Raw genomic sequence first — 24,198 nt, 5'->3', positions numbered from 1 at the left:
GGCTCTTGCCGCCGCCTACTCCGCCGGGGCCGGCGCGGCGCGGCGCCAGAAGAACACCACCTCGTTGCCCTCATGCGGATCGTCCGGCACCAGCCGGGCCAGCACCAGGCTGACGCAGGCCATGGCCGCGCCGATCAGGAAGACGGCGGCCGGAGAGACCAGCCAGATCAGGCCGAAGAGCGCGGGAATGAACACCGCCGCGATGTGGTTGATGGTGAAGGCGACGCCGGATGTCGGCGCGATGTCCGCCGGGTCGGAGATCTTCTGGAAATAGGTCTTCATGGCGATCGCCACGGCGAAGAAGGCATGGTCGATGACATAGAGCGCAGCCGCCAGGTTTGCGTTGGTGACAAAGGCGTAGGTCACGAAGACGCCGATCAGCCCGACATATTCCACCGTCAATGCGGTCTTCTCGCCGACCTTGCCGATCCAGGATCCGATCTTCGGTGCGAGCAGCATGTTGATCGCGCCGTTCAGCAGGAACAGGCCGGCCACCTCGTGCACGTCGTAGCCGAAGCGCTCGACCATCAGGAAGCCGGCGAAAACGGTGAAGATCTGCCGCCGCGCGCCGCCCATGAAGGTCAGCGCGTAATACAGCCAGTAGCGCTTGCGCAGCACCAGCTTCTTGCGCTGCGGCACGCCTTCGCGGAACTGCGGGAAGGCGATGACGAGGAAGGCGAGTACCACCAGCGTCAGCAGCCCGGCGATCAGGAAGACGGTGGCGAAGCTCAGGTTGAAGGTCTTCCACGCGACCAGGATCATGCCGTAGGCGACAAGCTGGGCGAAGGCGCCGACGGAGAGGATCTTGCCCATGCCGGCGGCCGCCTTTTCCTTTGGCAGCCATTGCAGCGACAGGGACTGGTTCATCGTCTCGTAATAGTGGAAGCCGACCGACATGACGAAGGTGGTCATGTAGAAGCCCCAGGTGCTGGGGAAATAGCCGGTCGCGGCGACGCCGACGCCGAGCAGCGCCAGCGACAGGTAGGCGAGCGTCTGCTCGCGCAGAACCAGCAGCAGGTAGATGGCGGTGAAGGCGAGGAAGCCGGGGATTTCGCGGATCGACTGCTGGATGCCGATCTCGCGGCCGGTGAAGGCAAGCTCGTGGACCGCGAAATTGTTCATCAGGTTCCACCAGGCGGCGAAGGACAGCTGCATCGCCGCCGCCATGATCATCAGCAGCACCAGCGGCGAGCGCCAGCCGGTGCCCACGGGTGCGCCGGAAGGCGGCGGCGCGCCGAGCATTGCCGCGCCGGCCTCGCTCGCGACCAGGGTCGGTATCGTCTCCACCGGAGCGGTGGAGGTGGTGCTGGGGCGACGGTCTGGCATCGGGTTCATCCGCAAGAGGAAACAAGGGCGGCGGGGACTTGCGCCTGCGACCGGTTGGCAACCGGGGAGGGGTGGCCAGGAGGCGTCTGCATCACCGCGTTGCCAATCCTCTACCGCGAAAGGCCGTCTGCGTGTTATCGCTATTTTGTCAATTTATGTCGATGAAGCGACGAATGCCCGCCCTCGCCGAACCGCTCCTGAACACGCAGGCATGGTCCGGCGAGGGCCAACTTGTGGTTGGGGGTGCCTCGGTCAGGCCCCGGTCAGGCCCCGGCCGCTTCCGCTGCCGTGCTTTGGGCCCTGGCGTCTACGCCCGCGATGACCGTGATCGCCGCCAGCACCAGCACGGACCCGCTGGCGAGGAACACGCTCTGGACGCCGCTCAGGTCGAGGATCAGGCCGCCGATCGCCGCACCCAGGGCAATGGCAAGGTTGATCGCCGCGACCAGCAGGCCGCCGGCGCTTTCCGCCTCGTCAGGCACCGAGCGGGCGATCCACGCGGACCACGCCACCGGAACCGTGCCGAAGGCAAGGCCCCACAGGGCGATCAGCGCCAGGTCGATGACGAACGTGCCGCCGATCGTGGCGAGCAGGAAGGCCAGCACCGCGATCGTCAGCGGCATGACGGCGAGCGTCATCAGCAGCGAGCGGGCGACCAGCATGCTGCCCAGGTAGTTGCCGATGAAGTTGGCGACGCCGAAGGCGAGCAGCGTTGCCGAGATCGCCGTGATGCCGATGTCGGTGACGGTTTCAAGGAACGGGCGGATATAGGTGAAGAGCGACATGTGCCCGCCGAATACCATCAGCACGGCCAGCATGGCGAGCGCGATCCGCTTGCGCGACATCAGCTCGACCAGCATGCCGAAGCGCGCCCGGCCGCGCGAGGGCAGCGAGGGCAGTGTTGCGAACTGGAAGGCAAGGACCGCCAGTCCCAGCCCCGCCGCGCCGGCAAAGGCGACGCGCCAGCCGAACATGTCGCCGACATAGCTGCCGACAGGGGCGGCGAAGATCGTCGCGGCGGAGACGCCGGAGACCATGATCGACAGGGCCTTGGGCACGCTCGCCTCGGGCACGAGCCGCATGACGACGGCGGTGGAGAGCGACCAGAAGCCGCCAAGCGCCGCGCCCAGCATCAGCCGGCCGACCAGCAGGACCTCGACGCTGGCCGAGAAGGCGACGACGAGGTTGGAGAGAACCAGCAGGGCGGAGAAGCCGAGCAGCACCCGGCGCCGGTCGATCGAGCGGGTGAGGGCGGCGACGCTCAGGCTTGCGACGACGCCCATTGCCGCCGTTGCGGTCACGGCCTGCCCGGCGAGACCCTCGGAGATGCCCAGATCCTGCGCCATGTCGGTCAGGAGGCTGGCGGGCAGGAACTCCGCGCCTACGAGGCCGAAAACCCCCAGGCACATGGAAAAGACAGCCGCCCAGGCAGCCGTCAGGGTTGCCGCCGGAGTGCCGGCGGCGGTGTGTTCGCTAGTCATTGAAGTCCCCATCTTAGGAGCGAGATGAGTGATAGATGGGTGGTCTTTCCGGACGATCCATGACACATATCCTCCAATCATTGATCGAAAAGCCGGATGTGCCATGAACGCGCCTGTTCCCTCGGATCCTATCGGCGAGCTCTTGATGGGCATGCGCATGCGCGGCGCGAGCTATGGCAAGCTGCATCTCCCGCCTCCGCTGGGAGCCGCGTTCCCGGCCTCGACCGAGGCACGCTTCCATTTTGTGGCCGGCGGCATGGGGCTGCTGCGGTCGCCCTCGGGAGACCTGATGCCGCTCTCCTGCGGCGATGCCGTCCTGCTGCCGCGCGGCGACGAACATGCGCTTGTCTCGCGAGCGGACGCAGAGGTGCGCCCCATCGAGACCTTTCTCACGGTGCCGCTCTGTCCGGGCATGTGTTCCTTCGAGCCGGGATGCGGGAAGACCTCTCCGGAGAAGGGCGTGCTGATCTTTTCCGCTGCGATGCAGTTCGAGCTCGACACGCTGCACCCGCTGATCGAGCTGATGCCGTCGGTGCTGCATGTGGGGTCCATACCGGGCAAGGAGCCGGAGGTGCGGCCGCTGCTTGATGCCATGGAACGCGAGATGTCGACAAACCGGGCCGGCACGGCCGGCATCCTGGCGCGGCTGGCCGAGGTGGTCGCCGCGTCCGTCGTGCGCAACTGGGTCGAGTGCGGGTGCGGCGATGCCAGTGGCTGGGTCGCGGCGCTGCGCGACGAGCGGCTCGGCCGGGTGCTCGCCGCCCTGCACCGCGATCCGGGGCGAGAGTGGACACTTGCCGAGATGGCGGCGGCGATGGGCAGCTCCCGCTCGGTCTTTGCCGAACGTTTCGCCGCTGCCACCGGAACCACGCCGCTGCGCTACGTGGGCGCGCTGCGCATGCGCCTTGCCGCGCAGTGGCTGTCGCGCGACCGGATGTCGATCGACCAGGTCGCCCGCCAGCTCGGCTACCAGTCGCAGGCGGCCTTCAGCCGGGCCTACAAGCGCGTCACCGGCCAGCCGCCGGGCCAGGCGCGGAAGGCGCGGTGAGGGGAGGCGATCTTGACGATACCGGCCGAGTATTCGACCGCATCGGCCGTGTTCGACCGGTTTCTGGAGGACGCGCGGGACCGCGCCGGCCTTGCGACCCGCAACCAGACCTACACGATGGTCCAGGGCGTGTTCCAGGTCTTCCGGGCACGGCTTGAGCTTGAGGAGGCGATCCGCTTCGCCGCGGTGTTGCCGCCGCTTCTTCGCGCGCTCTTCGTTGCCGACTGGGATCTGGACGCGCCGAAACGGGATTTCAGCCGCCGCGAGGAGATGACCGGCGAGATACAGGCTCTGCGGAGGCACCACAATTTCGCGCCCGAGACGGCGATTGCCGATGTGGCAGGGGCGCTTCGCAGCCATGTCGACCGGCAGGCCCTTGACCGGGTTCTTGCCGCCCTTCCCGAAGACGCTGCCAGGTTCTGGTCGCTGCCCGCGTGAGGCGGAAGGCGGAAGCACCGGCCAGCTTGTGAGGCGGCCGTTTCCTTCTACCGGAAGTCCGAGGCGTTCAGGATGTGGGACGTGGCGCGACGTCTTGCGTGGATCGCGCGCGCGACGTCGTGAATGGTGGTGCGCAGCCGGTCGAAAGCCGACAGGCAGCCGTCCTGGGAGATATCGGGGCGGGCGGTGGTGCCGCCGGCTTTCGCAAGTGCATCCGCTTCTATGAAGAAGGGAACCTCGAACACGCCGTCATGGCCGACGAAACGCACGCCCTTGCGACTTTCGTCGAAGCTCCGGCTGGGATTGGGGAAACTCAATGCCATGAGAGGTGTCCGGTCCGGCGCCACGCTGCCCGCAGGAAGCCCGAAAGACCGCGCTCGGGCTTGTTTTCGCCGCCGTTTCGAAGCGCCCGGCGCCTGGCGTTGCGATCGTTGAGGAACAGCATGCCGTCGGTTGCATCCGAACGGCTCAGGCCGGTCATGCCCTGACCGCCGGCGACGGCCGGCATGCCACTATAGACGTGATAGATCGTCCAGGTGCGATCCGGTTCGATCCGCCTGCCGAAGTGCTGGTCCATCCGGGTGTTGTGCCCGGTGCCGGTGCCCTCGGTTTCCCAGATGGCGGTCTTCACGGGATCCGGTTCGCCATCTGGTTCATGCCTTGCGGTCTTCATCATTGTCGTTCTCCGCGGTATCCCGGCCGTTGCTGACAGGGCCGGAGTGAAGCACCGTGCCCTCGGCATCGGTTATCGTCATACCGTCCGGACGCTGTGGCAGCTCAAGCGTTTCCATCAAGCGCCCGGCTATCGCGATCGCGTCGTCGCGATCGACGGCATCGGCCGTCTCGCGACCGATGACAGCATGTGCCTTGTCCGTTTTCCGGAGCCGGAAGAACTCGATCACGATTTTCATTGCCTGCTCCTGAAACGGCCGGTCAGGCCTTCAGGCCTTGCTCTTTTCGCGCTGGCCGGTCGAGCTCGAGATCACCGAGAGCTTGATCCCGTTGGCGAAGGGCGCTTCCGGCTTGGCCTCCGTCTTCTTCTGCTTCGGTTTGCGGATTTCCCGGTTGCTACGCTTTTGTCCTTTGGCCATGCCCAAACGTCCTTTCCATCAAGGTTGCGTTGGCGCCGGTGCCTGCCGTGTCGACAGGTTCCAGCTCGTCCTGGAGCGCCACCCGCTCGTGGTTCTCCTCTGCATTGCGGATCCGGTACTGGGCGCCGCCGCCGGATGCCGGCATCATGCCGGTGATGCGGTAGACCTGCGCCTGCCCGGTCGTCTTGCCTATCGCGCTTTTCAGGCGGACGGATTGCCCGATGCTCAGGAGATGCTCTCCCGCGTCACCCGCGGACTGGCTGGCATAGCGTTGCCTGAAACTTGCCGTGGTCATTGTGGATCTTCCTTTTCACTTATGGCGTCGACAGTTGCGGGGATCGATCCGCACCATCTGTTGCGTTGTTGCCCTGGAGCCGATCGCGGGCAAATGGATGAAGGTTCCGACCCTGGGCCACGCGGCCCAGGAAAGCCCTTCGGTCATCTTGTCCTCGCGGTCGACCCGGTACTCGCCGGGCGGCCGGGCATCGGCAAGACCGGCGAGCCGAAAAGCGGTCGGGAAGCGGAGGACGGATTGCGTGTGCGGGCGGTCATCTTGTCGACCTTCAGGATGTCCGCATGAACGAGCCCATGGCTCTCGCGGACCGGTCGGGCAAACAGGAGGCGATGGCCACGCCGATGGCAAGTACGCGCCGTTTTTCGGAGTTTTTCGGGCTGCGGATTTTCTGGAATTATCTTTTAGATACGATCTTTATTTTCAGATGTAATTAAGTCTCAAATAAGGCGACTTTGAATATATGAAGTTCGATTTGGGTTTTATTTTCAAAATAGATGCTTTTCGGGAGGTTCGATTTGATTTTATTGTTTCGTTTTACGGTACACGGCCGCCTGGCGCGCTCACGGAAGGGCTGACGGAAGGGCTGGCGGAAGGCCCGGACAGAGGCCCGGTCAGAAGTCCGGCGCGGGCATGGCGGAAGCATGGCGTGGCCAGGGCATTGCCTGTATGGTGCCGGGAGCCGGCGTTCCGACACCTACGGTCCCATGATCCATCCGCTGCGTCAGACGAAGTTTCCGGAGGAGCATCCGGACCCGATCATCTCCTATGTGGGGACGGAGGCGGCCGGCTCGGTGACGCGGCCCCATGCCCACGGGCGGGCGCAGCTGTTTCACATCCTGCGCGGTTCGGTGACGGTGGCGACGCAAGGGGGCAGCTTCGTCGTGCCGCCGGAGCGGGCGATCTTCATTCCGCCGGGCGTCCTGCACCACTCCAGCTATCACACGGAGACGGAAGTCCGTTTCCTCTACATGCGCCCCGAGGGGCTTCCGGCGATGCCGGAGGAGCCGTTCGTGGTCCAGGTGACGGCATTGCTGCGCGAGTTGATCCTCGCCTTCATGGCCTGCGCGCCCGACTATGACGCAGGTGATACGACCGGACGGCTCGCCGCCGTTCTGGTCGACCAGATCGCCGCCTCCCATGTGGCGCCGTTGCATCTGCCGATCCCCGAGGAGCCGCGCCTGCGCGAAGCGATCCGGCCGTTGATAGAGGATCCGGCGGCCGGTCTTTCCGCTGCCGACCTGGCGGGGCGGGCGAACCTGTCCCTGCGCTCTTTCGAACGGCATTTTCCGGCCGCGACGGGGCTTTCCTTCCGCGCCTGGCGACGGCAGGCGAAGCTGATGAAGGCGGTCGAGTGGCTGTCGCAGGGAATGGCTGTCGGCGAAGTGTCGGACCGGCTGGGCTATGAGGGGCCGAGTGCCTTCGTCGCCACCTTCAAGAAGTCCTTCGGGGTGACGCCGGGGCGCTATTTCAGCCGCTGACCTGGCCGCATCCCGGTTTGTCCCGCTGATCGCGCCTCGCGCCTGCAGGGAGCGCGCCCCTCCGGCAAGGACGCCGGAAGGGCCAGGTTCGCAAGCCGTGGTGCTCAGGCCTGCGCTCAGGCGCTGCGCACCTGCTGCAGGAAGCGGTCGACTTCGCCGCGCAGCCGCTCGGCCTGGCCGGAGAGTTCGCCGGCGGAGGCCAGAAGCTGCTCGCTGGCGCTGCCGGTCTCCATCGCGGCGGCGTTGACGCCGGTGATGTTGCCGGTGACGTCGCTCATGCCGGCGGCGACCTGCTCGATGTTGCGGGCGATTTCGTGGGTTGCCGCGCCCTGCTGCGTGACCGAGGAGGAGATCGAGGTCGAGACGGCCCGGATCCGCTCGATTGTTTCGCCGATGGAGCTGATCGCGGTGACCGTGTCGCGCGTCGAGGTCTGGATGCCGCGCACCTGCAGGCCAATGTCCTCGGTCGCCCGCGCCGTCTGGGAGGCGAGTTCCTTGACCTCGGCCGCGACGACGGCGAAGCCGCGTCCCGCCTCGCCGGCCCGTGCCGCCTCGATAGTGGCGTTCAGCGCCAGAAGGTTGGTCTGCTCGGCGATGTCGGTGATCAGCGCGACCACCTGGCCGATGCGCTCGGCCGCCGTCGACAGTTCGCCGACCTTCTCGTTCGTCGAGGAGACGTTGTCGACCGCGACGAGGGAAATCTCCTGGGACTCGGTCACCTGGCGATTGATCTCGGCGATCGAGCTGGAGAGTTCCTCTGCGGCGCCCGACACGGCCTGGACATTGGTGGAAGCTTCCTCCGCCGCCGAGGCGACGACCGTCGAGCGCTCCGATGTGCCCGAGGCGTTGGCCGAAAGGCTGCGGGCCGATGCCAGCATCTCGGTCGCGGCGGAGGCGACGGTTTCGACGATCCCGCCGACCGCGGCCTCGAACTCGGAAGCGAGTTTTTCACGGGCAATGCGGGCCTGTCTGTCGGCCTGCGCCTGGTTCTCGGCCTGGGCCGCCTCGAGGCGACGCACCTCAAGGGCATTGTCCCTGAACACCTGGACGGCGCCGGCCATGTCGCCGATCTCGTCGCTGCGGCCGGTATAGGGCACCTCCATCTCGAGATTGCCACCGGCCAGGACGCGCATGACATTGCTCATCCGTCCGATGGGCGTGGAAATGGTGCGGGCGAAGAAAAAGCCGGCAAGGCCCATCAGCACGACGACCGCGCCGCCGATCATCAGGAACTGCATGCCCATCTCGTCGATCGGGCGCTGCACCTCCGCCTCGTCGATCTCGGCAAGAAGGGCCCAGTTGACACCCTCGAAGGAGAGCGGGGCGAAGGCCGCGAGCACGGCTTCGCCGCGATAGTCGGTCGAGCTTGCGACGTCGGTCTTGCCGGCGAGCGCTGCACGAACGGAGCTGGTTTCGGATCGGCGGGCAAGGATCGTGCTTGCCTCGCCCGGCTTGCGGAAACGGCTCTCGGAGCGCATCAGGAAATCGGTGCCGACGATGTAGGTTTCGCCGCTCTCGCCAAGGCCTGTCGAGCGGGTCATGATCTCGTTGATGCGGTCGATGGGCATCTGGAAGATGAGCGCGCCTTCGAAGCTGCCGGACGCTCCGACAACCGGTGTGCCGATAAAGCTTGCCGGAGCATTGCTGGACGGTGCGTAAGGGGCAAAGTCGGAGAAGGCGAAGCTGCCCGGTTTCGCGCTTTCCTTCACCTTGCGAAAGACCGTGGCGATATCGGTCGACTGCCACTCGCCGCTCGCAAGGTTGGTGGCGAAATCGTTCTCCTTGAAGACCGAGTAGACGATGTTGCCGGCGGCATCGACAAGGAAGATGTCGTAATAGCCACGCTGTTCGAGATAGTCGCGGAACCAGGGATGGTTCGCGCCATGAACCTTGCTGTAGGCGCTGCCGTCGCCGGCTGCGTCGAGCTTGTGCTTCTCGCCCAAGGGGTTCGGGTTGCCGGTGATATAGGCGTTTCGCAGGGCGGCGCTCGACTTGCCGTCATTGCCGGCCTCGCCATAGGCGTCCCGGAAGCTTGTCAGCGCGTCCCGGACAAAGGGGCTGCTGGCGGTGAGCTGCAGATCCTCCTCGATCGAACGGAGATAGCCGCTGATCTCGGCGCGGCGGGAGTCGACGGTGGCACGCATGGCCTCGAGCGAGGCGGCGCGCAGATGTCCGCGGGACGACTGGTAGCCCACCAAACCTGTGACAATGGTGGCGACGGCAACCGAGATCACGACCAGAAGCGGGATCTTGCTCGAGATTTTCAGGGAGATCATGGGTTTCACCATCCTCGGAATGTGGTCTGATGAAATTACCTATTCACTCTTTCCGCATGATTAATTTGCGCATGTCATTTATGCTTATGAATATAAACTCCATAAGTATCAGCAATTTAAAGCAAGGATAGACTTTCGTATCCACAACCTTTGCGCGAAGAAATTATATTGATTTCCATTCTACGTTATCGAATAGCTCTGAGAATTCGTACAAACAGGGACATGTTTTTCAGGGTTTTCAGGAGGGTTCTTTCTCCAGCAAGTAGCGCTCCAGTGTCTTGCCGGCCTCCACGATGTGCCGTGACGTCAGCTGCAAGGCGGCTTCGGTGTCGCGGCGATAGCACGCATCGAGGATGGCACGATGCTCGTCCGACGATTTCACGAGGTAGTCCAGCCGGGCAAGGGTGAAGCGCATGTAGCGATCCGCGACGTCGTGCAGGCTCGAGATATGGGCCAGCAGACGGGGTCTTTGGCAGGGCGCGTAGAGCGTTGTGTGGAATGCCTTGTTGAGGCGGCCGAATTCGATGAGACCGGCGTCCGCGATCCGGTCCTGCAGCGCTGCGGCCCTGTCGATCTGCGCGTTGGAGAGATGCGGCAGCGCCAGGCGCAGGGCGAGCAGTTCGGCCGCCTCGCGCATCTCGAAATTCTCCCGCAACTCGTTCGCGTCGATCGGGGCGACGATCGCACCGCGATTGGGCGCGAGTTGAACAAGTCCTTCGCCGGCAAGCACACGCAAAGCTTCCCGGATCGGCATCCGGCTGGTGCTGTAGGCCTTGGCGAGCTCTTCCTGGCGCAGGGTGCCGCCCGGTTTCAGTTCGCCGGCGATGATCGCCTGGCGGATCTCCCTCACCAGAAGTTCGGTCCGATCGCCTTTTCGCGTGTCGCTGGTCGTCATGCGAAAGGCCTAGCAGGCGCATGATTGACAGACAAGACGAGATAACGCATCACATATGTGTATCTTGGATCCAAGATGGAGTCTTGTATGACTGTTTCTCGACTTGCGCACATTCCCGGCATCGGTGTGGACAGGATGGGCAATGCGGCGGATGCCGCAGGGGCCGCCGAAATGCTCCGGCTGGAAAACCTCGACACCGACATTCCGCCGCCCAACGCCGCCATCGAGGCAACGCTGGCGGCCGTTCGCCGGGACGATGCCAACAGCTACCTGCCGTTCCTGGGCATTCACGACCTGCGAGCGGCGGCGGCGCGGAGGGTCTCGGCGACCGCAGGGCGCGACTACGATCCGGAGACCGAGTGCATCGTCTCGGCCGGGGGGCTGTCCGGCGTGCTCAACGTTCTTCTGGCGGTGCTGGAGCCGGGCGACGAAGTGATCATCACGGACCCGGCCTATGCCGGTCTTCTCAACCGTATCCGGCTTGCCGGCGGGGTGCCGCGTCTGGTGCCGCTCCAGGTGGTGGACAGGCGCTGGCGGCTGGACCTGGAGGCGCTGCATGCGGCGGTCGGCGACAGGACGCGGGCGATCCTGACCATGAGCCCCTCGATGCCGAGCGGCATCGTGCACACCCATGAGGAATGGACGGCGATCGTGGCCGCGGCCGAGCGCGCCGGGGCCTGGATCGTCCACGACGCGGCGATGGAGCGGATCGTCTTTACCGGCGAAGCGGTCCTTCACCCTGCCTCGTTCGGCAATGTGGCGGAGCAGGTGATCACGGTCGGCTCCGTGTCGAAGGAGTACCGGATGATCGGCTGGCGGGTCGGCTGGATCGTCGGGCCTGCAACGATCATGAAGGATATCGGCCTTGTCAGCCTGACCAATGTGGTTTGCCAGGTGGGCATCGGCATGCCGGGGGCGGCTGCAGCGCTCACGGCGGATGATGACGGGGTCGCCGCGGCGACCGCCGAGTGGCAGGCACGACGGGACACGATCGTGGACGAATTGTCCGACCTGCCGGTGGTCGTTCCCGATGGGGGCTGGTCGCTGCTGATCGACACGAGGGCCCTCGGCATGGATCCGGCGGACGCTTCCGCACGCCTTTTCCGCGACGGGGCCATCGCTGCGACCCCGATGACCGGCTGGGGCGCGGAGGACCGCGCCGGACGCTACCTGCGTTTCGTTTATGCCAACGAACCGGTGTCCCGGTTGAACGGTCTGCGCGAGCGGGTGCGAAAGGCATGGCTCCTGTGAGCGAGGAGAAGGGGAGGCTCGCGCCAGTGCCCGCGCCCGCGCCAGCGCCGCTCGCGGAGCGGTTCCCCTGGCTTGCGGGCGTGCCGGTCTGCGACGGGCTCTGGCCCTGGTCGTCCGGGTTCCTGCCGGCGGGAGCAGATCTGGCAACCCAGATCGGCCGGTATCGCGCGGCCGGTTTCACGCATGCCTCCTTCACGCTGTCGAGCGGACGGGAGACGGAGGCCGACGCGCTGGCCAATCTCGGCCGGCTGTCCGGCGAACTGGCGAGGGCGGGTGTCGTTGTCGCGCATGAGCGGGCGGCGATCCTGGCGGCGCAGGCGGAGGATGCGTTCTCTGCATCCTTCCATTTCCAGTCGGCGACGCCGTTCGCCCGTTGCCCCGAAGTCGTCGAAGCCTTCCTCGCTGCTGGCGTCCAACGTTCGATCCTCGCCTACAACGAGGCCAACATCTTCGCCGACGGATGTCACGAGCCGCGCAATGCGGGGTTGTCGGCGGCCGGCCGCGATCTCGTCCGGCGGATGGGCCGGATCGGAATGCGCGTCGACCTCAGCCATTGCGGGGTCCGCACCACCTTCGACGTGCTGGAAGCGGGCCTGCCGACGCCGCCGCTCTTTTCCCATTCGAACGCCCGGGCGCTCTTCGACCACGAACGCAACATCACCGACGAGCAGATCCGTGCAGCGGCGGGGGCCGGGTCCTATATCGGCATCAACGGGGTCGGCTTCTTTCTGGGCGTGCAAGGGGAGGCGATCCCGCGCGAGATGGCCCGTCATGCGGCGCATGTGGCGGAGATCTCGGGTTCGGCCGAACGCATCGGGCTCGGTCTCGATTTCATGTATCTGGAGGGGAGCGACTACGGCTTCTATCACGCTGCGCGCGAGCGCTGGCCGCGCGGCTATCCCGAACCGCCGTGGAGCTTCTTTCAGCCGGAACAGCTCGGCGACCTCGTCGCCGCCCTTGTGGCGGCGGGCTTCACGCAAAAGGATGTCCGGGGATTGCTGGGCGAGAACTATCTTCGCCACGTCGTGGCAGGGTGAAACGCGCGTCAGCCCCGGGTGACTAGCGCGCCAGTTCCTTCATCGCCGCCTCAAGCCCTTCCAGGGTCAGGGCGTAATGGCGGCCGTCCATCAGCTCGCGGATCATCCGGATGGAGTTGGTGTAGGTCCAGTGCCGCTCGGCCACGGGGTTCAGCCAGACGCTTCTCGAGTAGTGGTCGGTGAGGCGTTTCATCCAGACGGAGCCGGCCTCCTCGTTCCAGTGCTCGACCGAGCCGCCGGCATAGGCGATCTCGTACGGGCTCATCGAGGCGTCGCCGACAAAGATCAGCTTGTAGTCGGGCCCGTATTTGTGCAGCACGTCCCATGTCGGCAGCCGCTCGGAATGGCGCCGCGCATTGTTCTTCCAGAGAAATTCGTAGGGGCAATTGTGGAAGTAGAAATACTCCATGACCTTGAACTCGGTGCGGGCGGCCGAAAACAGCTCCTCGCAGACGCGGATGTGGTCGTCCATCGAGCCGCCGATATCGAAAAAGAGCAGCACCTTCACCGCATTGCGGCGTTCCGGTCGCATATGGATGTCGAGCAGGCCGCGATGCGCGGTGGCGCGGATCGTGTGGTCCAGATCGAGTTCCTCGGCCGCGCCCTGGCGAGCAAAGCGGCGCAGGCGCTTCAAGGCCACCTTGATGTTGCGGGTGCCCAGTTCCACCGTGTCGTCGAGGTCGCGGAAGGTACGCTTGTCCCAGACCTTGACGGCGCGCCGGTGGCGGCTTTCGTCCTGGCCGATGCGGATGCCTTCCGGATTGTAACCATAGGCGCCGAAGGGCGAGGTGCCGGCCGTGCCGATCCACTTCGACCCGCCCTGGTGGCGGCCCTTCTGTTCCTTGAGCCGCTCGCGCAGCGTCTCCATCAGCTTGTCGAAGCCGCCGAGCGCTTCGATTTGCGCCTTTTCTTCTTCCGTGAGGTGCTTTTCGGCGAGCTTGCGCAGCCAGTCTTCCGGCAGTTCGCGCGCCTCGGTGCCCGTGCCGCCAAGCTCCAGGCCGTTGAAGGTCTGGCCGAACACCCGGTCGAACTTGTCGAGATTGGTCTCGTTCTTGACCAGGCAGGTGCGGGCGAGGAAGTAGAAATCCTCCACCTGCTTGCCGGCAAGGTCGGCCTTCAGCGCCTCGAGCAGCGTCAGGTATTCACGCAGGGAAACCGGCACGCCGGCGCTGCGCAGATTGGCGAGAAAGGTCACGAACATGGCGGGAGATTAGGGCTGCCGCCGGCGGATGTCGAGACGGCGCGGATGACTTTGCCGACGGCGGTCCGGCCTCGCGGGCGTGACGCCCGCGGGGCCGGGGCTCAGGTCGTTACAGCGCCTGCTTGCCAATCTCGGCGATGACGCCGGCAAGGTTCGTGGACGGCAGTTTCAGCGAAATCTTGGCCCCGGCGCCCTGCAGGGACTTGAAGTTCGTCCCCAGGCGGGTCTCGCCGATGACCGAGGCCAGTGTCCCGACAGACACGTCGTTGATCTCGATGCTGAAATCCCCGTCGAAGGCCGCAGGGTCGACCTCGCGGATACTGGATTCGCACCACTTGGTGCATTTGCCGGTGCTGTGATTGTAGATCGCGCCGCAGCCGCCGCTGCAGGAAATGGAACAGCCGTGTCCGGCGTCACAATCAGCCATGTCATTGTCCCCCTTGAGATATCTTTATCAAAAGCATTGTGTTTTGTGTTGCGGCGAATGCCGTGCACCCGAAACGGGCACATTGTTAAAATACACTATAAAATTGTACATGAAAACCGGTAACTCACACGCAACTGCTGCAGCTCCCCGTGCGCGGCGGGGGCGTGCACGCCGCAGCGTGACCTGCGCCACCGGCCTCAGCCGACGGCGCGGCATTGCAGGGATTGCGGCGTCTGTGCCTTCATGAAATCCGCGAACTCTGCTGCCGGCATCGGCCGGGCGAAGTGGTAGCCTTGCGCGTAGCGGATGCCGATGCTGTCAAGCGAGGCGGCCTGTTCGGCTGTCTCGACGCCTTCCGCGATGCAGATCGACCCGACCTGGCGTGCGATCGCCAGAATGTTGGGCACCAGCGAGGCGCGCAGCGAGTCCTCCGATGCATCGACCTCGCCGACGAACTGGCGGTCGATCTTGATGTAGTGCGGCGACAGCTTGCGGACGCTCGACAGGTTGGCGACACCGGTGCCGAAATCGTCGATGGCGATCTCGAAGCCGCGTGCACGCAGATGCGCGATGGCCTCGCTCATGTCGATATCGGTCTCGAGGCCGGTTTCCAGGATCTCGCAGATCAGAATATAGGGCTTGCCGCCAAGGATGCGCAGGGCGGCGGATGCCTCAAGGCGGGGAATGCTGCGCGCGTGCAGGTCCAGCTGGAAGAAGTTGGCCGACAGATGGAAGCCCTGCAACCGGTCCTCCATCGGCGCCAGGTCGTCGATCGCCTTGCACAGGATGGCGTCGGTGAAGGACCACGTCCATCCGATGCGCTCGATCTCGGGGATGAAGGCGGACGGGGGGAGTGCGCCGTGCTGGTCGCGAAACCGGGCGAGCACCTCGCAGCCGACGATTTCACCGGTGCGCATGTCGATCACCGGCTGGTAGGCACAGTGAAAATCGCGGAAGTTGCGACGAATGGCGGAGCGGACCCTGCCGGCAAGCGTCGAGCGCTTCTCGAAACGGCGAAGCCTCCACCGGTAGCCAAGGAAACCGAAGGCCAGATAGGCCAGCATGCTGGCGGTGACCGTCAGGCGGTTGCGGGACAACTCGGCGAAGAGGTCGTCGCGGGTGACGACGCAAAAGCGCCATATCCCCTCGGAGCAGCCTTCCGCGAAGGTGCGGAAGGCGAGCGGGTGATGCAGGCTTTCCTGCGCTTGCAGGTAGAGCCCGGTTTCCCCGAAGAGATGCTCGCCGAACTCGCGGCCGGGTGGCCGGCTGAAAGCCTCCCAGGCGAATTCGGCGTCGCCGCCGGACAGGATCCGCTGGTCGAGAACGATGCCGATATCGTAGCTGCGGACGAAGAAGTCGACGGTGGTACCCGGTAGCGGGGGAAAGGCGAAGCCGAGCCAGTAGTAGCGGTTCGGGTCGAAGCGGGACTGAAAGCTGTAGCGGGGGAAGGGCAGCGCCTCGTCGAGCGGACCGAGTGTCGCGGAACAGAACGGCGCGGCCCGGCCATTGCGGAACAGCAGGATCTCGTGAACGTTGTTGTAGCTGTAGAGCAGCTTGCGGATCTCGCCGAGCATGGCCGGATCGCATGTGTCGAAGCGCCGCTTGTCGAGGAGTTCGAAGACGCGGTCCGCCTGCGAAGTGATCAACTCGCTGCGCTGGTGCACCGCTTCGACCGTGCTGCGCAGCTGGCTGCGCATGTCGAGATGATGCGCGACCTTCATGACCAAGAGGCAGGTCAGGAAAACCGCAAATCCGAACGCGACGCTCAAGATCCTGTCACGAATAGACGCTTGCATGGGCCGATTTTTCAGAGAAATTCCAGAATCGATACTTCATTTATGGACGTAGCATGAAATCGATTCGGGCAATACGCATAACTCAAAGAAGGACGAATGACGTTCGTGCCAGCAACCGGCCCGAATGTCCTATTTGCGCGGCGTTTCCGGCGCCTTGCCCGACGCAGTGTCGAGAAGGGCCCTGGTCTCCGGATCCGACTTGAACAGTTCACCCATGACATCGGAGACGCTGGGGCCGCCGCGATCAATGAAGGGGGCGGGGCGGCAAACCTCGATCGCGGCGATGCCGACGCGAGCGGTCAGAAGTCCGTTGATGACGCCTTCGCCGAGCCGGGCGGAAAGGCGGGCGGCCAATCCGTGGCCGAGCAGTTGCGAGACGAGGCTGTCGCCCGCGGCCATGCCTCCCGTCATCGCCAGATGGGCGCCCACATGCTGGGCGAGCCGCAGGAAGCCGATCAGGCCCGGCCTGCCGCCATAGAGCGCCGACAGGCGGCGCATGATGCGCAGGTTCTCGATCAGGACCACTGCAAGGTCGAGTGCGGCGCGCGGCGAGACGGCGGTGACGACGGAGACGCGCTTGACGCTCTCCTTGACGATGCGCACGGCGCGCGCGTCCAGCGCCTTCAGCAGGTCGCGCTCGGCCAGCAGCACCAGATCGCGCCCGTCGATCACCTCGCGCACGTGACCGGCCAGCGCCGCGCGTCCGCGCGCGGTATCCGGTCGCTCGCCGTAAAGCGCGATCAGGTCGCGAATGCCGGCGCGTCCCGTCTCGCCGTCGTCGCGGGCGGCGGCATCGGCAAGGGTCGCGCGCAGGCTCTCTATGCGCTTCAGCCGGAAGATGCCGACAATCTCGCGCAGCACGAGGCCGATCGCGGCGATCGCGGCCAGTGCGGCAAGCGCCAGGCCGAGCCAGCCGAGCCAGTCGGTGCGGGCAAAGAGGTCCCGGATCAGCGCATCCACCGACAGGCCGACGGCAAGCGAGACGAGCCCGCCCAGGCCGATCGACAGCCAGCGGCCCCAGCGCGGGCCCTTGCGCGTTTCCACGGCAGGCGGCAGCGGGGTCCCCCCAGTCTCGCGCTGCGGCACGATGCGGGCCTCCGACGCGCCGGCCGCAGCCTCGTCGTCGGGGTCCATGCGCACGCGGGCATCGTCCAGCCGGAAGGCGGCGGGCTTGCGCGGCGAGCGCGGCGTGTTGCCGGAACTGGTCATGCGAGCCGGTCTCCGATGAGGAACTGCAAGGCCCGGTCGAGCCGGATATGCGGCAGGGAGAGCTTGACCCCCTCGGCCGTCACCTGCAACTCGGGCGGCCGGAACCGGACGAAGCGGACGCCGCCGGGGGCCGCTTCCGCATCGAAGATGGCCGCTGGATCGTCCGGCAGGTCTCCCGGAAAGAGCGCGATCTCGGTCTTGCCGTCATAGGTTTCGCCGTTGACCCTTTCGCCGGAAAGAGGGGTGCCGAGGATCGCCGGCATGGTCTCGCCGCCATGCGAAAGGCTTGCCTCGCGCGTTGCGCGGATGGCGGCGAGCGCCAGCACCTCCACCTCGGCGCCGCTGTACTCGGCCCGCTCGATGGCGCGCGCGACAAGCCGGCGCAGGATCGCCTCCAGCCGGTCGTGGTCCGACCGGTTGAGGTGGTCGGCCTTGGTGGCTGCAAAGAGGATGCGGTCGATGCGGCGGGTAAAGATGGAAAACAGGCGCGAGACCTTGCCGGGCCGGAACGCCGACAGGATCTCGGCCAGCGCGATTTCCAGATCGGCCAGCGCCTCGGGGCCGGCATTGAGCGCATTGAGCGCGTCGACCAGCACGATCTGCCGGTCGAGACGGGCAAAGTGATCGTGAAAGAAGGGCCGTACGACGTGCTTCTTGTAGGCCTCGTAGCGGCGCTCCATCATCGCCCCGAGGGACCCGGGGCGCAGCGGTCCGTCGTGGCCCGACAGATCCAGCGGCGCGAAGGTGAGCGCGGGGGAGCCTTCCAGGTCACCCGGCATCAGGAACCGGCCCGGCGGCAGCATCGACAGCGCCCGCTCGTCTTCCCGGCAGGCACGCAGGTAGGTGGTGTAGAGGCCGGCGAGCCGACGGGCATGCTGTTCGTCGGCCTCGGCCGCCGGACCGGTCTCGGCAAGCGCCGCGAGATAGTCGGCGGCAATCGTCGCGCGGCCGGCCTCCCGGGCACGGGCGAGCGCTTCGGCGGAGAAGGTGCGGAAGTCCTTGTCCAGCAGCGGGAGGTCCAGCAGCCATTCGCCCGGATAGTCGACAATGTCGAGATGCAGCTTGCCGCGTCCGAGCGTCCGCGACAGGAAATGGGCGGATTCGAACTCGATCGTGAGCCGCAGTTCGGAAACCTGCCGCGTCGATTGCGGCCAGATGCGCTCTTTCAGCAGCGTGTCGACATGCGCCTCGACGTCGAAACGGGGGACATTGTCATCGGGCTGGGGTTCCAGATGGGCGCGGGCGAGGCGACCGCCGGCTGCGGCCTCCAGCAGCGGCAGCCGGCCGCCATGGACCAGATTGTGGACGAGCGCGGTGATGAAGACGGTCTTGCCTGCCCGCGACAGGCCGGTCACGCCGATGCGCAAGGTCGGCGTGCCGAGCGACCCGGCGGTCTCCGCGAGATTGTCCAGGGAATGGCGCACCTCGTCCGTGAGGCGGGTCAGCAGGCTTCTTTGCGTCACGTTTTTTCTCCGCACGCCCATGTGGGGAGAGGGGCGGGGGCTTGCAAGCGCGGGCGCGCCGGCGGCTGTCTCATGCCTCCGGCTTGGGGGCGCCGTCATTGGCGGCGGTGGGCACTGCCGAAAGCGTGGTCGCGCCGGCAAGCAGGCGCGGCAGGCAGAAGGCGACGACGCGGCCCGCGCCCGGCTCGATGGCCGACCAGCGCTTGGTGTCGAAGTCGATGACGGTCAGCGCGGCCGTCGGATACTTTTCGGAGATGGCTGTCTTCAGGGCGGGATTGCCGCCTCCGATCAGGTCGAGCGCGGTCTCCTGGGTTGCCGGATTGTGGCCGACGACCAGCAGGGTGCGGCTGCCTTCGCCGGCCGTGCGGATCGTCTCCAGGTAGTCGAACTCGGACTCGTCGTAGAGTTTGCGGGTCAGCCGGATGTCGATCTCGCCCTGCAGGGAGGGCAGGAGCAGGGCCAGCGTCTCGCGGGTGCGCTGGGCCGAGGAGCACAGGATGCGGTCGGGATTGAGCCCGTGGCGGGCCATGTGCGCACCGACCTCGGGCGCGGCCTGCCGGCCGCGATCGTTCAGGGGGCGCTGGAAGTCCGACAGGCCGGCCTGGCCCCAGTCGGACTTGGCATGTCTCAGCAATAGCAGGCGCAGCATCTCAGACGGGTTCCCCGAACGCGGTTTCGATGCCCGAGTTTAATCACATGCAGGCGCTCGCGTCCGGGGGAAGTTTGATGTGAAGCGATGCGTCGCCGTCAGTCCGTCTCGCCGGCTTTGCGGAATTCGAGAATGTCGCCGGGCTGGCAGTCCAGCACCTCGCAGATGCGCTCCAGCGTATCGAAACGCACGCCCTTCACCTTGCCGGATTTCAGCAGGGAGACGTTCTGCTCGGTGATGCCGATGCGTTCGGCGAGTTCGCGCGAGCGCATTTTCCGGCGCGCCAGCATGACGTCGAGATTGATCACGATCGGCATGTTGGCGGCCTCACACGAACTGGCGGTTTTCATCCGCAACAATGGCGGCTTCCTCGAGAATCCAGCCAAGAACGACAAGCAGCATACCGAAAACAAGGACAGTGAGGTTGTCGGTGTGCAGGCCGATGGAGACTTCCCGCTCGCCGGGAGCATTGGCCCAGGACACGACGGCGCTGCCGAGGGTGCCGATTGCGATCGTGATCGGTGCGAATGCGGTGAGAATGACGCCGATCCACTTCAGCCTCTGCCCGCTTTCGGGAGCGAGGGCGGCGCCCCGGGCGAAACCCTGGAACAACCGGCGCAGGAAGAAGAGAGCGGCGAGCACGAGGCTGAGGGGAACCAGGGCAAGCAGGATCGCCAGGACACGGGTGACGGGCGTCAGGCTTGCCTTGCCGGAGGTCGAGAGGCCCTCGATCAGCATCCGGTCGAGGTTCGACGGGTCGAACAGGAGGAGGCCGGCGATTGCGGCAGGGCCGGCAATCATGAGGAACAGCGTCAACCATGACAGGGCGCGGCTGACCCCGGCGATCCGGGCAAGACGGGGGTTGTGCCCGGTGCGAAGTGCAGGGTGGAACGTCATTCGATAATTCCTTCATAATTCAGTTTACAAACTTAATGTAAAACAATAAAAAATGCGCGTCAATCATGAAATTTCTTGGTCTTGCCCAGCACCGGAGCTTCCCATGCGCAAACCTCATCTCCTTCCCTTGAGCATCCACAAGATCGCACTCCTTGCGGCGGTTCTCATCGCCGCCTCGCTGGCTGCGTCCTGCGCCCAGCTGCCGCTTTCCAGCCTGATCGGACTGCGCAATTTCGATCTGGAGACGACGGATCCGGCGCGACTGCGCATCGCTGTGCGGCATCCGGACTGGATCCGGGTGCCGGCCGAGGGCGCGGTCATGCAGATCGAGCAGCGCAGCAAGGCATCCGGCGCGCTTATGATGAGCGAGCGGATCGTCTTCCGGCACAGTGTGGCGGGAGAGGATCTTGCATCCCTGGGCGCCGAGCGCCGGCACGGCAGCGTCATCCGGGTCTTCCGGATCGCGCCGCGCGATGTCGACCGGATGCGGGCCGTGCAGAAGGCGATCCGCGAGCGGTCGCAAGACAAGACGACGGGAGTGGAAGGTCGTCTCAGCGTGGCCGTCACCGGTTGCCGGCTGGGCGCCATGCCCGAGGGGGCGGTGAAGGTGTCGACCTATCTTGCCGCGAGCGAGCTGGACGGGTTCGTGCCGCTGACGAGGGACTTCGACCTGCGGGCGGCGATGATCGAAGCCGGGGCGCCGCATGACGACCCGATCGCTCCCTGTCCGCAGACGCGGGAAAGAAACTGACCAGGCTTCCGGTCACGGCAACGCGCTGGAGGCTTCAGGGGGCCTTTTCGGCCAGCAGTTCGGCAAAGGAGGTGACCAGAGGGCCGACTGCCTCGGCCTGGCCGGGCAGGGTGTAGGCGATCCACAACGTGTAGTCGGTGTTGCTCGTGCGGAACCGCCAGAGGCTCTCGCAGCGGCTGGTGTCTTTCTCCTGCCCGGTGAGAAAGGAGATTGCGGCGGCGGCGGCACCGGTTGTCTTCAGCAAAGGGAAGCCGGCCGCGCCGTAGCGTTCCCGGAAGGCGCGCGCGGCGATCGCGCCACCGCCGGAGGGATGACTGCGGACAATGGCCGAGACGCCGGCCGGGTTCTGGTAGATGCAGCCCGCGATCCGGTCGGCGGAGCCTGAGAGAACGCGGATGCGATTGAGGCTTGCCACCTGGTCGGGACAGGTCAGGCCGGTGAAATGGCGCATGCCGCGGGTTACCACCTTCCAGCCGGATTCCGTCGACCGCTGCTGGGACAGGGCCGGTGGCACGGAGGCCGTGGCGGAAAGGACAAGGGCAAGGGCTGTCGCGGGGAGGAGCCGTGCAGCCGCGCGCGAACCCGAACGTCGCCGCTTGCCCGTGACGGTTCCCGTGGCCCGCATCGCCGCTAGCGCCCCTCGCGCCGATTGAGGAAGGCGAGCCTTTCGAACAGGTGGACGTCCTGCTCGTTCTTCAAAAGCGCGCCGTGCAATGGCGGGATGAGCTTGCGGGCGTCGCGTTCGCGCAGGTCGGCGGGGTCGATGTCCTCGTTCAGAAGCAGCTTGATCCAGTCGAGGAGCTCCGAGGTGGAGGGCTTCTTCTTAAGTCCGGGCGTGTCGCGCACATCGTAGAAGATCTTGAGCGCCTCGCGCAGCAGTTCCGCCTTCAGGCCGGGGAAATGCACCTCGACAATGTCGGTCATCGTGTCGGCATCGGGAAAGGTGATGTAGTGGAAGAAGCAGCGGCGCAGGAAGGCGTCGGGCAGCTCCTTCTCGTTGTTGGAGGTGATGATCACCACCGGGCGCTGTCGCGCGCTCACCAACTCTCCGGTCTCGTAGACATGGAATTCCATGCGGTCGAGCTCCTGCAGGAGATCGTTGGGGAACTCGATATCCGCCTTGTCGATCTCGTCGATGAGAAGGACGGGGCGACGGTCGGCCGAGAAGGCTTCCCAGAGCTTGCCCTTGCGGATGTAGTTGGAGATGTCGTGTACCCGGTCGTCGCCGAGCTGGCTGTCGCGCAGCCGCGAGACCGCGTCGTATTCGTAGAGCCCCTGCTGGGCCTTGGTCGTCGACTTGATGTGCCATTCGATCAGTTCGGCATCGAGCGCGCCGGCGATCTCCTGGGCGAGAACCGTCTTGCCTGTGCCCGGTTCGCCCTTGACGAGGAGAGGGCGCTGCAAGGCGACAGCCGCGTTGACCGCGATCCGCAAATCCTCTGTGGCGACATATCCGGACGTACCCTCAAAACGCATTGAAATCCCCGCATCAAGACTTTCTTGCGCTGCACAGTATGAGGCAGGCAAGGCATGCGCAAGACCTGCCCCACGCGGGCTCCGGCCCGGCATTTGTTGCCGGGAGGAGGGGGACAAAGCTGCCGCCACGCCGCCGGTTGCGCGCGCGCTTCCCTTTTTGGGTCAAGCGATTTCAAAGACTTGGGACGTTTTGTGAAACTGGCACGTTGCTTGCCAACAACAATCGCGAGACCGGTGTCCGCTATGGCGCCGTCATGCCATCCGATCCGTCTGGAGGTTCACATGGGTGTTTTTGGTGCATTGAACGCGGCCGTGTCCGGCCTTTCCGCGCAGGCCTATGCGCTGGAGAACATCTCAGGCAACATCGCCAACTCGGCGACCGTTGGCTACAAGCGGCTCGACACGTCCTTCTCGGACCTTGTCGGCGGCGGTCGCGGCTCGCAGCCGAGCCAGCTTGCCGGCACCGTGTCGGCCAGTTCGCGGGCGACGAACGGCATCCAGGGCGACCTGCAGCAGAGCCAGGTCGACACCTATATGGCGATCAACGGCAGCGGCTACTTCGTCGTGCAGGGCCGCGCCGGCGAGGTCGACGGCCGTTCGATCTTCACCGGCAACGACCTTTACACCCGACGCGGCGATTTCGAGGTCGACAAGGAAGGCCGCCTGGTCAACGGCGCCGGCTACTACCTGATGGGCCAGCCGATCGACCCGGTCACCAAGAACGTCGCCGGTTCGGTGCCCTCGATCATGACCATCGACAGCTCCGTCATTCCCGCCGTCGTGACCGATCGCATCCAGTATGAAGGCAACCTGCCGACAACACCGCAGACCAGCGCCAAGCTGGCCGGCGGCACGGACCTGCTCGACACGGCGCTGACCAAGGCCTCGACCGGTGCGGTTCCCGACGCGGCGGCAGTCGGCCAGACGGTCGGTGCCGATGTGATCTCTTCCGATGACGAGGTGACCTTCCTCAACAGCTCGATCGCCGGCGAGGCGATCACGGTCTACAACGCGAGCGGCACGCCGGTAAACGTGCAGATGCGCTGGGCCAAGACCTTCGAGGATGACGGTTCCCAGCCCGACACGTGGTCGCTCTACTATCTCTCCGACTCCACGGCGACCGGTGCAGGCGCGAAATGGAGCAAGGTGTCCGACGCCCAGTTCGGCACCGATGGCCGCATGACGCTGCCGGCGACGGACTCCATGGCGCTTACCGGCCTCACGGTCGACGGACAGACAGTCGGCGACGTGACGCTCGACTTCGGCACCGATGCCCTGACCCAGTTCGCCGATGCCAACGGCAATGCCAAGATCTCCAAGCTGACCCAGAACGGCTATCCGGCCGGCGACCTGGCCGGCATCTCGGTCTCCGAGGCCGGCCGTCTCGTTGCCTCCTACTCGAACGGCCGGACCCGCGAGCTCTACGAGATCTCGCTGGTCTCCTTCTCGGGCGAGGCGTGGCTGGAGCGCGTCAATGGCGGCGCCTTCGAGGTGACGCCTGAATCCGGCGAACCGATCTCCGGGGCGCAGGGCAACATCGTCGGCAAGCGTCTCGAGGCGTCCAATACGGATATCGCCGACGAGTTCTCGAAGCTGATCGTGACCCAGCAGGCCTACTCGGCCAACACCCGTATCGTCAGCTCGAGCGATGAAATGCTCCAGGAAGCGATCAACATGATCCGCTGACGCGGATCGCGAACTGACCGGCCGGCG

At 65.6% G+C, this 24,198-nt stretch carries 27 protein-coding genes; 8 read left to right on the top strand and 19 right to left on the bottom strand.

The window, feature by feature from the left end; genetic code table 11:
• Window positions 1–15 precede the first annotated feature (15 nt).
• Together ACQY46_RS19980 and ACQY46_RS19975 are read right to left on the bottom strand one after the other, a co-directional pair.
• Complete coding sequence (locus tag ACQY46_RS19980) at window positions 16–1,326, bottom strand: MFS transporter (protein ID WP_428697728.1); 1,311 nt, start codon at window positions 1,324–1,326, stop codon at window positions 16–18.
• A 263-nt stretch (window positions 1,327–1,589) separates the two neighbouring features.
• The gene (locus ACQY46_RS19975; RefSeq protein WP_428697727.1) at window positions 1,590–2,807 is read right to left on the bottom strand and encodes an MFS transporter; all 1,218 of its coding nucleotides are present in this window, start codon (window positions 2,805–2,807) and stop codon (window positions 1,590–1,592) included.
• Between the two features lie 103 nt (window positions 2,808–2,910).
• On the opposite strand from ACQY46_RS19975, the gene ACQY46_RS19970 reads away from it, so the two are divergent.
• Window positions 2,911–3,855, top strand: coding sequence for an AraC family transcriptional regulator (locus ACQY46_RS19970; protein ID WP_428697726.1), 945 nt, complete (start codon window positions 2,911–2,913; stop codon window positions 3,853–3,855).
• Window positions 3,856–3,867: 12 nt separating this feature from the next.
• Window positions 3,868–4,293 (top strand): DUF2267 domain-containing protein, encoded by a 426-nt coding sequence (locus ACQY46_RS19965; protein ID WP_428697725.1) that lies wholly within the window; start codon window positions 3,868–3,870, stop codon window positions 4,291–4,293.
• A 47-nt stretch (window positions 4,294–4,340) separates the two neighbouring features.
• On the opposite strand, the gene ACQY46_RS19960 is transcribed toward ACQY46_RS19965, so the two are convergent.
• Genes ACQY46_RS19960 through ACQY46_RS19940 form a run of 5 tightly spaced genes read right to left on the bottom strand, consistent with a single transcriptional unit; the run spans window position 4,341 to window position 5,679 of the window.
• Window positions 4,341–4,616, bottom strand: a complete 276-nt coding sequence (locus tag ACQY46_RS19960) for a DUF1488 domain-containing protein (protein WP_428697724.1) — start codon at window positions 4,614–4,616, stop codon at window positions 4,341–4,343.
• Entirely contained in the window at window positions 4,607–4,969 is a 363-nt protein-coding gene (locus ACQY46_RS19955) for a hypothetical protein (RefSeq protein ID WP_428697723.1), read from the bottom strand. Before ACQY46_RS19955 ends, ACQY46_RS19960 begins: the two co-directional genes overlap by 10 nt.
• On the bottom strand, window positions 4,947–5,204 hold the full coding sequence (locus ACQY46_RS19950; RefSeq protein WP_428697722.1) for a hypothetical protein: 258 nt from the start codon (window positions 5,202–5,204) through the stop codon (window positions 4,947–4,949). Before ACQY46_RS19950 ends, ACQY46_RS19955 begins: the two co-directional genes overlap by 23 nt.
• A 30-nt stretch (window positions 5,205–5,234) precedes the next feature.
• Entirely contained in the window at window positions 5,235–5,384 is a 150-nt protein-coding gene (locus ACQY46_RS19945; RefSeq protein WP_428697721.1) for a hypothetical protein, read from the bottom strand.
• On the bottom strand, window positions 5,362–5,679 hold the full coding sequence (locus ACQY46_RS19940) for a hypothetical protein (protein ID WP_428697720.1): 318 nt from the start codon (window positions 5,677–5,679) through the stop codon (window positions 5,362–5,364). Before ACQY46_RS19940 ends, ACQY46_RS19945 begins: the two co-directional genes overlap by 23 nt.
• A gap of 281 nt (window positions 5,680–5,960) precedes the next feature.
• Between ACQY46_RS19940 and ACQY46_RS19935 the strand changes: the two genes are divergently transcribed.
• Window positions 5,961–6,113 carry a hypothetical protein gene (locus ACQY46_RS19935; RefSeq protein ID WP_428697719.1) on the top strand — a complete coding sequence of 51 codons (153 nt, stop codon included), beginning with the start codon at window positions 5,961–5,963 and terminating at the stop codon, window positions 6,111–6,113.
• 270 nt (window positions 6,114–6,383) lie between these two features.
• Window positions 6,384–7,157, top strand: a complete 774-nt coding sequence (locus tag ACQY46_RS19930; protein ID WP_428697718.1) for an AraC family transcriptional regulator — start codon at window positions 6,384–6,386, stop codon at window positions 7,155–7,157.
• A 116-nt stretch (window positions 7,158–7,273) separates the two neighbouring features.
• Here ACQY46_RS19930 and ACQY46_RS19925 read toward each other — a convergent pair whose 3' ends face one another.
• Both ACQY46_RS19925 and ACQY46_RS19920 read right to left on the bottom strand, forming a co-directional pair.
• Window positions 7,274–9,433 carry a methyl-accepting chemotaxis protein gene (locus ACQY46_RS19925; RefSeq protein ID WP_428697717.1) on the bottom strand — a complete coding sequence of 720 codons (2,160 nt, stop codon included), beginning with the start codon at window positions 9,431–9,433 and terminating at the stop codon, window positions 7,274–7,276.
• Between the two features lie 238 nt (window positions 9,434–9,671).
• Window positions 9,672–10,328, bottom strand: a complete 657-nt coding sequence (locus ACQY46_RS19920) for a GntR family transcriptional regulator (RefSeq protein ID WP_428697716.1) — start codon at window positions 10,326–10,328, stop codon at window positions 9,672–9,674.
• 87 nt (window positions 10,329–10,415) lie between these two features.
• On the opposite strand from ACQY46_RS19920, the gene ACQY46_RS19915 reads away from it, so the two are divergent.
• Together ACQY46_RS19915 and ACQY46_RS19910 are read left to right on the top strand one after the other, a co-directional pair.
• A complete protein-coding gene (locus tag ACQY46_RS19915; RefSeq protein ID WP_428697715.1) occupies window positions 10,416–11,579 on the top strand; it encodes a pyridoxal phosphate-dependent aminotransferase in 1,164 nt (387 codons plus the stop codon).
• Window positions 11,567–12,616: a membrane dipeptidase gene (locus ACQY46_RS19910; protein WP_428697714.1), complete on the top strand. Its 1,050-nt coding sequence runs from the start codon at window positions 11,567–11,569 to the stop codon at window positions 12,614–12,616. Before ACQY46_RS19915 ends, ACQY46_RS19910 begins: the two co-directional genes overlap by 13 nt.
• Before the next feature lie 22 nt (window positions 12,617–12,638).
• On the opposite strand, the gene ACQY46_RS19905 is transcribed toward ACQY46_RS19910, so the two are convergent.
• The 8 genes from ACQY46_RS19905 to ACQY46_RS19870 form a co-directional block, all read right to left on the bottom strand.
• On the bottom strand, window positions 12,639–13,817 hold the full coding sequence (locus tag ACQY46_RS19905) for a vWA domain-containing protein (RefSeq protein WP_428697713.1): 1,179 nt from the start codon (window positions 13,815–13,817) through the stop codon (window positions 12,639–12,641).
• A 109-nt stretch (window positions 13,818–13,926) separates the two neighbouring features.
• Window positions 13,927–14,244 carry a hypothetical protein gene (locus ACQY46_RS19900; protein ID WP_428697712.1) on the bottom strand — a complete coding sequence of 106 codons (318 nt, stop codon included), beginning with the start codon at window positions 14,242–14,244 and terminating at the stop codon, window positions 13,927–13,929.
• A 197-nt stretch (window positions 14,245–14,441) separates the two neighbouring features.
• A complete protein-coding gene (locus tag ACQY46_RS19895; RefSeq protein ID WP_428697711.1) occupies window positions 14,442–16,013 on the bottom strand; it encodes an EAL domain-containing protein in 1,572 nt (523 codons plus the stop codon).
• Window positions 16,014–16,169: 156 nt separating this feature from the next.
• Entirely contained in the window at window positions 16,170–17,249 is a 1,080-nt protein-coding gene (locus ACQY46_RS19890) for a YcjF family protein (RefSeq protein WP_428697710.1), read from the bottom strand.
• Window positions 17,246–18,712, bottom strand: coding sequence for a YcjX family protein (locus ACQY46_RS19885; RefSeq protein ID WP_428697709.1), 1,467 nt, complete (start codon window positions 18,710–18,712; stop codon window positions 17,246–17,248). Before ACQY46_RS19885 ends, ACQY46_RS19890 begins: the two co-directional genes overlap by 4 nt.
• A gap of 70 nt (window positions 18,713–18,782) precedes the next feature.
• Window positions 18,783–19,361 carry a SixA phosphatase family protein gene (locus tag ACQY46_RS19880; RefSeq protein ID WP_428697708.1) on the bottom strand — a complete coding sequence of 193 codons (579 nt, stop codon included), beginning with the start codon at window positions 19,359–19,361 and terminating at the stop codon, window positions 18,783–18,785.
• Window positions 19,362–19,459: 98 nt separating this feature from the next.
• Window positions 19,460–19,678, bottom strand: a complete 219-nt coding sequence (locus ACQY46_RS19875; RefSeq protein ID WP_428697707.1) for a helix-turn-helix domain-containing protein — start codon at window positions 19,676–19,678, stop codon at window positions 19,460–19,462.
• Between the two features lie 10 nt (window positions 19,679–19,688).
• Complete coding sequence (locus tag ACQY46_RS19870; RefSeq protein WP_428697706.1) at window positions 19,689–20,258, bottom strand: DUF2975 domain-containing protein; 570 nt, start codon at window positions 20,256–20,258, stop codon at window positions 19,689–19,691.
• Between the two features lie 103 nt (window positions 20,259–20,361).
• On the opposite strand from ACQY46_RS19870, the gene ACQY46_RS19865 reads away from it, so the two are divergent.
• Window positions 20,362–21,009: a hypothetical protein gene (locus tag ACQY46_RS19865; protein WP_428697705.1), complete on the top strand. Its 648-nt coding sequence runs from the start codon at window positions 20,362–20,364 to the stop codon at window positions 21,007–21,009.
• 34 nt (window positions 21,010–21,043) lie between these two features.
• On the opposite strand, the gene ACQY46_RS19860 is transcribed toward ACQY46_RS19865, so the two are convergent.
• Both ACQY46_RS19860 and ACQY46_RS19855 read right to left on the bottom strand, forming a co-directional pair.
• Window positions 21,044–21,634: a hypothetical protein gene (locus ACQY46_RS19860; RefSeq protein WP_428697704.1), complete on the bottom strand. Its 591-nt coding sequence runs from the start codon at window positions 21,632–21,634 to the stop codon at window positions 21,044–21,046.
• 5 nt (window positions 21,635–21,639) lie between these two features.
• Window positions 21,640–22,485 (bottom strand): AAA family ATPase, encoded by an 846-nt coding sequence (locus ACQY46_RS19855; protein ID WP_428697703.1) that lies wholly within the window; start codon window positions 22,483–22,485, stop codon window positions 21,640–21,642.
• Between the two features lie 282 nt (window positions 22,486–22,767).
• On the opposite strand from ACQY46_RS19855, the gene ACQY46_RS19850 reads away from it, so the two are divergent.
• A complete protein-coding gene (locus ACQY46_RS19850; RefSeq protein WP_428697702.1) occupies window positions 22,768–24,171 on the top strand; it encodes a flagellar hook protein FlgE in 1,404 nt (467 codons plus the stop codon).
• The last annotated feature ends 27 nt before the right edge of the window (window positions 24,172–24,198 follow it).

Origin of the sequence: Stappia sp. (assembly GCF_965276915.1) — a bacterium.
In the GTDB taxonomy this organism is placed as follows: domain Bacteria; phylum Pseudomonadota; class Alphaproteobacteria; order Rhizobiales; family Stappiaceae; genus Stappia.
The sequence above is the reverse complement of the archived record's forward strand: the minus strand, read 5'-3'. Positions and strand labels throughout refer to the sequence as shown.